Origin of the sequence: Coleofasciculus sp. H7-2 (assembly GCF_042747725.1) — a bacterium.
GTDB lineage: Bacteria > Cyanobacteriota > Cyanobacteriia > Cyanobacteriales > FACHB-T130 > FACHB-T130.
The window spans coordinates 19,323-28,974 of record NZ_JBHZGO010000032.1; the positions used below are offsets into that span (position 1 = coordinate 19,323).

6 protein-coding genes are annotated in these 9,652 nt (G+C 49.8%); 4 read left to right on the top strand and 2 right to left on the bottom strand.

Annotated features, from left to right (window positions below):
- Positions 1 to 173 precede the first annotated feature (173 nt).
- A complete protein-coding gene (gene ftsH, locus ACFW2W_RS08185; RefSeq protein WP_378175820.1) occupies positions 174 to 2,087 on the top strand; it encodes an ATP-dependent zinc metalloprotease FtsH in 1,914 nt (637 codons plus the stop codon).
- 216 nt (positions 2,088 to 2,303) lie between these two features.
- On the opposite strand, the gene ACFW2W_RS08190 is transcribed toward ftsH, so the two are convergent.
- Positions 2,304 to 3,023: a M23 family metallopeptidase gene (locus ACFW2W_RS08190; protein WP_378175823.1), complete on the bottom strand. Its 720-nt coding sequence runs from the start codon at positions 3,021 to 3,023 to the stop codon at positions 2,304 to 2,306.
- A 262-nt stretch (positions 3,024 to 3,285) separates the two neighbouring features.
- Here ACFW2W_RS08190 and ACFW2W_RS08195 point away from each other — a divergent pair, with 262 nt between their 5' ends.
- Entirely contained in the window at positions 3,286 to 3,660 is a 375-nt protein-coding gene (locus ACFW2W_RS08195; RefSeq protein WP_378175825.1) for a hypothetical protein, read from the top strand.
- Positions 3,661 to 3,663: 3 nt separating this feature from the next.
- On the opposite strand, the gene ACFW2W_RS08200 is transcribed toward ACFW2W_RS08195, so the two are convergent.
- Complete coding sequence (locus tag ACFW2W_RS08200) at positions 3,664 to 4,986, bottom strand: lipid-A-disaccharide synthase (RefSeq protein WP_378175828.1); 1,323 nt, start codon at positions 4,984 to 4,986, stop codon at positions 3,664 to 3,666.
- 277 nt (positions 4,987 to 5,263) lie between these two features.
- Between ACFW2W_RS08200 and ACFW2W_RS08205 the strand changes: the two genes are divergently transcribed.
- Both ACFW2W_RS08205 and ACFW2W_RS08210 read left to right on the top strand, forming a co-directional pair.
- On the top strand, positions 5,264 to 9,241 hold the full coding sequence (locus ACFW2W_RS08205) for a magnesium chelatase subunit H (RefSeq protein ID WP_378175831.1): 3,978 nt from the start codon (positions 5,264 to 5,266) through the stop codon (positions 9,239 to 9,241).
- 133 nt (positions 9,242 to 9,374) lie between these two features.
- Positions 9,375 to 9,539, top strand: a complete 165-nt coding sequence (locus ACFW2W_RS08210; RefSeq protein ID WP_378175834.1) for a hypothetical protein — start codon at positions 9,375 to 9,377, stop codon at positions 9,537 to 9,539.
- The last annotated feature ends 113 nt before the right edge of the window (positions 9,540 to 9,652 follow it).

The following is a 9,652-nucleotide window of genomic DNA, read 5'->3' on the forward strand; positions in this document are numbered from 1 at the left end:
CCAACTTCGTCAACAAGGCAGACAAAACCAGCAAACCGATTCTCGGCAAGGCTGGAATCGAGACAGTTAAACTAGAGGATGGAAAGGTCTGCTCAACTCCTGATTTAGGCAGATTCCTCTGGAAATCCAGCAACCTAGGGGTTGAGTCACAGCAGCAGGGAAAGGGCAATTGTATGAAAAAAAATTCTGGGATCGAAGCATGGATAGGGGATCGACCGGCAAAAAGGTCTAAGGAAAATTCCGCTAAACCAGCGCCACGACGCTTCTGGCAGATCGCCGCCAGTTTGATGATTTTCCAGGGGATGCTGCTGAGTCCTCCTGCCCTCGCTAAGGCAGAGCAGAACACCCTCACCTATGGCGAGCTGTTGCGGAAACTTGAGGCGAACCAAGTCACCAAGGTGGAAATTGACCCAGCCACCCGGATGGCTAAGGTTAGATTGGCGGGGCAAAAGCCAACCGATCCGCCGCAAGAGGTGATGCTGCTAGAGCAAAATCCAGAATTGATTGAACAACTCCGCAGCAAAAATGTCGAACTCGATGTACAACCTTCGACAGATAACACCGCAGCGGTGGGGGTAGCGGCAAACTTACTATTACTCTTCTTCTTACTGGGAGTATTAATGTTTATTTTCCGTCGTTCTAGCAATGCTTCTGGGCAAGCCATGAACTTCGGGAAATCAAAAGCCAGATTTCAGATGGAAGCCAAAACCGGCGTCAAATTTGACGACGTAGCAGGCATCGAAGAAGCCAAAGAAGAACTCGAAGAAGTCGTCACCTTCCTCAAACTCCCAGAGAAATTCACCGCCGTGGGCGCAAAAATTCCCAAAGGCGTGCTGTTAGTCGGTCCTCCCGGAACTGGGAAAACATTACTCGCCAAAGCGATCGCTGGGGAAGCTGGAGTACCATTTTTCAGCATTTCTGGATCGGAATTCGTGGAAATGTTTGTCGGCGTCGGTGCATCCCGCGTCCGCGACTTGTTCAAAAAAGCCAAAGAAAACGCTCCTTGTCTGATCTTCATCGATGAAATCGACGCCGTCGGACGGCAACGCGGCGCAGGGATTGGCGGTGGAAACGACGAGAGGGAACAAACCCTCAACCAGTTGCTGACAGAAATGGACGGGTTTGAAGGCAATACTGGGATTATTATCATTGCCGCTACTAACCGTCCCGATGTTCTGGATTCGGCGCTGTTGCGTCCGGGACGCTTTGACCGACAGGTGATGGTGGATGCACCGGATCTTAAAGGGCGTCTGGCAGTTCTGGAAGTTCATGCGCGGAATAAAAAAATCGCTCCCGAAGTCTCGCTGGAAAACATCGCTCGACGCACCCCAGGCTTTACGGGTGCTGACTTAGCGAACCTGCTCAACGAAGCTGCCATCTTGACCGCCAGACGGCGCAAAGAGGCGGTTACAGAGTTAGAAATTAACGATGCTGTAGATCGGGTGGTGGCTGGTATGGAAGGCACGCCGCTAGTAGATAGCAAGAACAAGCGATTAATTGCCTATCACGAAATCGGTCATGCCGTGATCGGCACCCTGTTACCCGGTCACGACTCGGTGCAGAAAGTTACCCTGGTGCCACGGGGTCAAGCGCGGGGGCTGACCTGGTATACTCCGGGTGAAGAGCAGGGCTTGTTTTCGCGATCGCAGCTGCTGGCTCGAATTACTGGAATCTTGGGCGGACGTGCGGCTGAAGAAGTCATTTTTGGCGACGCCGAAGTAACGACGGGTGCCTGGAATGACTTGGAGAAGGTGACATCGCTGGCGCGGCAGATGGTCACGAGGTTTGGAATGTCCGATTTGGGACCGCTGTCGCTGGAAACCCCGAATGGGGAAGTATTCTTAGGACGCGATTGGATGAGCCGCAGCGAATATTCCGAAGAAATTGCCACCCGCATTGATACCCAAGTCAGAACAATTGTTGAACATTGCTACAGCGAAGCTTGTCGGCTGATTCTGGAAAACCGAGTCTTGGTAGACCATCTGGTGGATCTTCTGTTAGACCAAGAAACGATTGAGGGCGATCGCTTTCGTCAAATTGTAGCTGAACGCGCCCAAGTGCCCAAGAAAGAGGTAGCACTTCCTTAATTAAAAGTGCTTGTTCTTTAGACAGTACACTTCTCTGAAAAAACCCGTTTTCTTCAAGAAAACGGGTTCTTTTATTGCTAAGGTTTGAACCTGCTAATCCTGAAAGACTATCCAAATCTTGGATGTGAAGACTCCCTTTGAGGCAACTTTACCCAGCACTGGTGCAGTTTGTTGGGTAACGCTTATTTAGCCTAAGACAATGTTGCCAGTCGCCGCTCAATAATCGATCGTTCGTCGCCCCTGATTCCCCCACGATGTCTGACTTCTATAAGGTTGAGGCCAACGCCCAACTTGCTGAACATTACTGGGTTGTTGAGCATACATCGCTTTGAGAACCTGACCCGGATCTACATAATTATTGGCATACTTTAATCCCCAGTGGAGATGAGGGCCAGTAGTACGCCCAGTCATTCCTACCCGACCAATTCGGGCACCTGCTGCCACTTGTTGCCCTTCCCAAACCACGATACCGCCGCTGCGATCGATGAAATAACGTCCGCCGTTGGCTGATTCTACGCCCCCTTTCATGTGACAGTAGACGTGCCGCCACGCGCCGGACTCGATTGTAATTGAGGTGCCGCAAAGTCTATCTTGTGAGACTTTCACGACTTTCCCTCCCCACCAGTTACGAATGTAACTTCCTTCCGGTGCAGCGATATCTAAACCCCGATGGAATTCCAAACCCGCAGAACCAGAGGGAGAGCGTCGGTAGCCAAATGCAGAAGTATAGCCTTGAAAATTTTCGACTGGGAAAGATGCCCCTTGCCAGCTGTTGCCAGTTGATGCTGCGTTTGCTCTAACTTCCAATGCCTCAACTGATGGCTGTAATTCTACTACTGGCATCAACCAGGCTAAAGTCAGCCCTAATAAAAATAGAAATCGTCTTGGATGGAGAAAGCGGTTTTGAAGGTTTGGAGGTATAGACCCTTGCTGCATTGCTTTACTCTTCGTTTGCCCAAATTGAGATCGATAACCGAGAAATGTGGTGATTACCCACGCAGCCAATTAACCGAAAAATTGTACTTCAGATTGCTGCCGTGTCAAGTTTGGCAGTCAAGCCTTTAGCTGGGGTCTGTCTCAGGGTGGAAATTGTCGGCACTTCACAACTTTTTTAGGCAGTGAGGAACAACCTATATTCACGGATTCTTGACTTTTGTTAAAATCCCTGAAGAGTGACTACTATAGTGTTGTAAAACCCATGCTGATTGAAATTGTACCGTTTAGATTCGAGCTGGATGCGACAGCGATCGCGGGTGCTAGTCTATGGTCGCTAGCTTTATATCTCGGTTGCTCTCCGGTCAGCGAATGGGTCATAGAACAAATTAATCGCTGGTTTAACTTCGCTGAGCGATCGCTCTACACTTCACAAGAAGAGTTTGAAAGAACCCGCCAGGGTAGAGAAGCTCAAAACGCCTTTTATGCTTCTATTTTCAGCATTGTGCCTTTTTTCCTAATTGGCGGTATTTGCAATTATGGGGTAGAACTTGGCTTAGGACGCAGCTGGGCAATCAGTATGGGAATGCTTGCTTGTGTCGGTTGCGGGATCTACGAACTGGGGCGTCGTAGCGCTTAAAAATTAAGCATTTTGTATTTCTAACTCCTCGCAGACTAACTTTGCCAGTTTTTGGGCAGCACCCGTTTCACCTCGAATGCTGCGGAGGCGATCGCGCATTTCCTGCAATTTTTCAGGATGATTTAAGTAATCTAAAGCCAATTCTGCAACATCTGCCGCTTGTAGTTTACCGACTAATTCTGGAACTACCTGCGTTTTCGCCCAAATATTGGGCCAAGCATATAAACGCCCTTGTTGCATGACTTTTTGCATGATTATCCAGTTGATCGCTTTGGCAAAACTAGAACCGAAGACTGGCAAATTTGCAAGTAATCCAGGCAACCCATCCCAGCTTCGCATGGCATCCAGTTGTTGAGTCGGCAATAAGACAATCATCGGAACTGCTAAGGCAGCGAGTTCAGCGGTATTGGCTCCCACCGTCGTAAAACATAGAGAACACTGGGATAATAAGTCATAAGCTGGCGATCGCGTCCATAGTTCCACTCGCAGTCCCGCCGCTGTTTTGAGATACGGAAGTTCTGGCGGATCGGGAATCATTAGTTCTGCCCAAGCGCCTTTGACTAATTCAATCACTGGATTTTGCTTGGGATCGGCAAATCGAGCTAAAGTTTTTAGATCCAAAGTAGGCGCGACGGGAATTGCAAAGCGGGTTTGGGGACGGGCAGCATGGATGCATTCTGCGATCGCTAAACACAACGGCACCCCTTGAGCAAGTTTTGCTGGTTTCGACCCAGGTAGTATTCCAATCAGTTGAGTGCTGAGTGCTGAGTACTGAGTGCTGAGTGAAGGATGAAATCTCCGGCTCTCCCCCTCTCCCACTTCCCCACTCTCCCACTCTTGTTGCGCTTCTGCCATCAAATCCCCGACGACAGCGAACTTGTGGGCATATTTCTGGGGAATGCGGGCGACGAGTTCCGGTTTCATGACGCCAAATCGGTCAATCAAACTGTGCCAACGGGCGTCCCACTCGGCATAGACAACCGTGCGATAACCCAAGCGTCTGCCAATGAGGACGGGAAAAATTTGATCGCCACCCAGAAACACGACTACACCGCGATCGCGCCAATCCCAGTTTTCTGCGGTCTTTCCCCACAGCAAGAACTCCCAGAAATTCCCTGCCCCCTGTACGCGGTCTACTTCCGGGTAAGATTGGGCAATTGCCGCTTCTTTACCACTGGCGTTAGGACAAGGGGACAAAACTACCGAGATCCGCACTGCGGAACGGTCATCCCCTAGTTGTTCCCGCAAAGCCTTTACCACAGGTCGCACCCAAGTCGCTAACTCCCCAGGGCCATTTGAAAGAATCAAGATGTCCAAAGTTGGCATTTCCCGTCCCAAAACTTAATACTTATTTGCAAAAAAATGAGTATGCACTTCGGAATTTGTCAATATATATAAAAAATTGTTTCAAAGTTTTTATCGAATTGTGTCAGATAATGCCCAAACCCCGCACTGGGTAAGCATTTTTTGGTAAAAACACTTGATAAGCCAATCAATCATCAGAACCCAGAATTCAGAAAGATGAGCGATCGCCTCAGACTTCTGTATCTTTAATTCTGCCTTCCTAAATAAGAGAACACGTTATCATTTGGAGCCTACGCGAATGTTCACTCACGTCAAGTCCACCATTCGCCACATTGCCCCAGAAAACCTGCGGGGGCGATCGCTACTCAAGGTGGTCTATGTCGTGCTAGAGCCACAGTACCAGAGTGCCCTCTCAGGAGCGGTTCGCTCAATTAACGAGAACCATCCCGACTTAGCCATTGAAATTAGCGGTTATCTGCTTGAAGAACTGCGCGACCCTGAGAACTACGACGGTTTTAAGCGAGAAGTTGCGCGTGCCAATGTCTTTATCGCTTCCCTAATCTTTATTGAAGACTTAGCGGATAAAGTCGTTGCAGCAGTAGAACCCCACCGCGACAACCTTGATGTTGCCGTCGTCTTCCCGTCGATGCCACAAGTGATGCGCCTGAACAAAATGGGCAGCTTCTCAATGGCGCAGCTGGGGCAATCTAAGAGTGCGATCGCCCAATTCATGCGGAAGCGCAAAGAAAAATCCGGATCTTCCTTCCAAGATGGGATGCTGAAGCTACTGCAAACTTTGCCCAAAGTTCTGAAATACCTGCCAATGGACAAAGCGCAGGATGCTCGGAACTTCATGCTCAGCTTCCAATATTGGCTAGGCGGTTCCTCAGAAAACCTGGAGAACTTCCTGCTGATGCTGGCGGATAGATACGTCCTCAAGGGTGTAGAGACGCGCCGTGGCTCGTCTTTCCAATACAAAGACCCTGTCACCTATGTTGATATGGGGATCTGGCACCCCTTGGCACCGCAGATGTTTGAGGATGTCAAGGAATATTTCAACTGGTACAACAGCCGCAACGATATTTCTGCCGATCTCAAAGATCCCCTTGCTCCCTGTGTAGGTTTAGTGCTGCAACGCACTCACCTCGTCACCGGCGACGATGCCCATTATGTGGCAATGGTGCAGGAACTAGAAGCAATGGGCGCACGGGTAATTCCTGTCTTTGCTTCCGGTTTAGATTTCTCTAAGCCAGTTGATGCTTTCTTCCTTCAAGGAAACCAGACGATAGTAGACACGGTAGTATCCCTGACCGGATTTGCCCTCGTCGGTGGTCCCGCTAGACAAGATCATCCAAAGGCAATTGACACTCTCAAACGCCTCAATCGCCCCTACATGGTGGCATTGCCGCTGGTATTCCAAACAACAGAAGAGTGGGAAAATAGCGACTTGGGGCTGCATCCGATACAAGTGGCGTTGCAAATTGCCATTCCCGAACTGGATGGAGCAATCGAGCCAATTATCCTTTCGGGAAGGGATGGAGCCACCGGGAAAGCGATCGCCCTCCAAGATCGAATAGAAGCGATCGCTCAACGCGCCTTAAAATGGGCAAACCTGCGCCGCAAGCCAAAACTCCAAAAGAAAGTTGCTATCACCGTCTTCAGCTTCCCCCCGGACAAAGGCAACGTCGGGACTGCTGCTTATCTGGATGTATTTGGTTCCATCTACGAGGTGATGAAAGCCCTCAAGCAGAACGGTTACGACCTCCCAGAACTGCCAGAGTCAGCGATGGCGTTGATGCAAGAAGTCATCCACGATGCCCAAGCACAGTACAGCACTCCGGAACTGAATATCGCCTATCGGATGTCAACGCCGGAGTATGAAGACTTAACTCCTTACTCTCAACGGCTAGAAGAAAACTGGGGCAAACCACCCGGACATCTCAACAGCGACGGGCAGAATTTATTAATCTACGGCAAACACTTCGGCAACGTCTTTATTGGCGTCCAGCCAACCTTTGGCTACGAAGGCGATCCGATGCGGTTGCTGTTCTCCCGTTCTGCCAGTCCCCACCACGGCTTTGCCGCTTATTACACCTATCTAGAGCGAATTTGGAAAGCCGACGCCGTGCTGCACTTCGGCACGCATGGATCGCTGGAATTCATGCCAGGAAAGCAGATGGGGATGTCTAACGAATGTTACCCCGATAACTTGATTGGCAACATTCCCAATCTCTACTACTACGCGGCGAATAACCCCAGCGAAGCCACCATTGCCAAACGTCGCAGCTACGCCGAAACCATCTCCTACTTAACTCCCCCGGCTGAAAATGCTGGACTTTACAAGGGTTTGCAAGAATTGAGCGAATTAATCGGTTCTTACCAAACCCTAAAAGATACGGGGCGAGGCATCCAGATTGTTAACACGATCGTGGATAAGAGCCGTATGGTGAATCTGGATAAAGATATCGCCTTGCCAGAGAAAGACGCCAAGGAGATGACAAGCGAGGAACGGGATACCCTCGTCGGTTTGGTGTACCGGAGACTGATGGAAATTGAGTCGCGGCTATTACCTTGTGGCTTGCACGTCGTTGGGAAACCGCCAAGTGCAGAAGAAGCGATCGCTACCCTGGTCAATATCGCCAGTCTCGACCGAAACGAAGAAGAAATTCTCAGTCTTCCCCGCATCATCGCCAACAGTATCGGACGAAATATTGACGACATCTACAAGAACAACGACAAAGGCATCTTAGAAGATGTTCAGCTATTGCAAGAGATCACCCTTGCCACTCGTGCCGCTGTTTCCGCCCTCGTCAAAGAACAAACTGACGCCGATGGTCGCGTTTCCCTCGTTTCTAAGCTCAATTTCTTCAACATGGGCAAGAAGGAACCTTGGATTGAGGCAATGCATGAAGCCGGTTATTCCCAAGTTGATACTCAACAGATTAAACCCCTATTCGAGTATCTGGAATTCTGTCTCCAGCAAGTTTGTGCCGATAACGAACTCGGTGCCTTACTCAAAGGTTTAGAAGGCGAATACATCATCCCCGGTCCCGGTGGCGATCCCATCCGCAACCCGGATGTCCTACCTACAGGCAAAAACATCCACGCCCTCGATCCCCAGTCCATCCCCACCGCAGCCGCAGTCAAATCTGCCAAAATCGTTGTAGACCGACTCCTAGAACGGCAACGGGCGGAAACGGGTAACTATCCCGACACCATCGCCTGCGTCCTCTGGGGAACCGACAACATCAAAACCTACGGCGAATCCCTCGCTCAAATTATGTGGATGGTGGGCGTTAAACCTGTGCCAGATGCTTTGGGACGAGTCAATAAACTGGAACTGATTCCGCTTGCTGAACTCGGACGTCCCCGCATTGATGTGGTCATCAACTGTTCTGGTGTCTTCCGCGACTTGTTCATTAACCAGATGAACCTACTCGACCAAGCTGTGAAAATGGCAGCAGAAGCCGACGAACCCCTATCGATGAACTTCGTCCGCAAACACGCCTTACAACAGGCGGAGGAAATGGGCATCAACCTGCGCCAAGCAGCGACTCGCGTTTTCTCCAATGCTTCTGGTTCTTATTCTTCTAATATCAACCTGGCAGTCGAAAACAGCACCTGGGAAAGCGAATCTGAATTACAAGATATGTACCTCAGCCGCAAATCCTTCGCCTTCACCTCTGATAGTCCAGGCACAATGGAACAGTCGCGTCAAATTTTTGAAACAGCCCTCAAAACCGCTGAGGTGACGTTTCAAAATCTCGACTCTTCCGAGATTAGCCTCACCGATGTTTCGCACTACTTCGACTCTGACCCCACCAAGGTTGTCGCCAGTCTGCGCGGCGATGGCAAAACGCCAACATCCTACATTGCCGATACCACCACCGCCAACGCCCAAGTCCGCACCCTTTCCGAAACCGTCCGCCTAGATGCCCGTACCAAACTACTTAATCCCAAGTGGTACGAGGGAATGCTAAGCCACGGTTACGAAGGCGTCCGCGAACTCTCGAAGCGGCTAGTAAATACGATGGGTTGGTCTGCAACTGCTGGTGCTGTCGATAACTGGATTTACGAGGATACAAATACCACGTTTATCCAAGATGAAGAAATGCGTCAGCGGTTAATGAATCTCAATCCTCACTCTTTCCGCAAAGTTGTCGCCACTTTACTCGAAGTAAATGGTCGCGGTTACTGGGAAACCAGCGAAAGCAACTTACAAATGCTGCGCGAATTGTATCAGGAGGTCGAGGATCGGATTGAAGGGATTGAGTAGAGCGCTACTTCACAAATAGCGTGAGGGGCACGGCATGACCGTGCCTTCTGCATTTATACGGGCTTAATTGGCTGGTGTTTGCAAAAACATCATTCATTTTCATTGATAAGCTAAGTATGTTTGTGCAAACATATTGACAGAGAGTAGCCAAATTCCCCAGATGCGTAAGGAAGACCAGCCCTACTCACTACTATTCAAGTCAGCTCCACAAATTGCTTTGTTCAAAGGTCTGATTGCTGCAACACGGGACAATCGCCTCAGCCTTTATGAAGCCGTGCAACGAGCTAACGGGACTTGAACTTTGTTCAAGCCCAAACAAGCCCTAAATGGGCTAGGTGTAAGGCAAATACGTCAGTATTCTCCTGAAGCCAACGGACAAACCGATAGGATATAGCTGTTCTAAAAGCTGAC

Bases quoted from the DNA above. Each gene is read 5' to 3' on its own strand.
- ftsH (WP_378175820.1), top strand. From the start codon at position 174: ATGAAAAAAAATTCTGGGATCGAAGCATGGATAGGGGATCGACCGGCA.
- ACFW2W_RS08190 (WP_378175823.1), bottom strand. From the start codon at position 3,023: ATGCAGCAAGGGTCTATACCTCCAAACCTTCAAAACCGCTTTCTCCAT.
- ACFW2W_RS08195 (WP_378175825.1), top strand. From the start codon at position 3,286: ATGCTGATTGAAATTGTACCGTTTAGATTCGAGCTGGATGCGACAGCG.
- ACFW2W_RS08200 (WP_378175828.1), bottom strand. From the start codon at position 4,986: ATGCCAACTTTGGACATCTTGATTCTTTCAAATGGCCCTGGGGAGTTA.
- ACFW2W_RS08205 (WP_378175831.1), top strand. From the start codon at position 5,264: ATGTTCACTCACGTCAAGTCCACCATTCGCCACATTGCCCCAGAAAAC.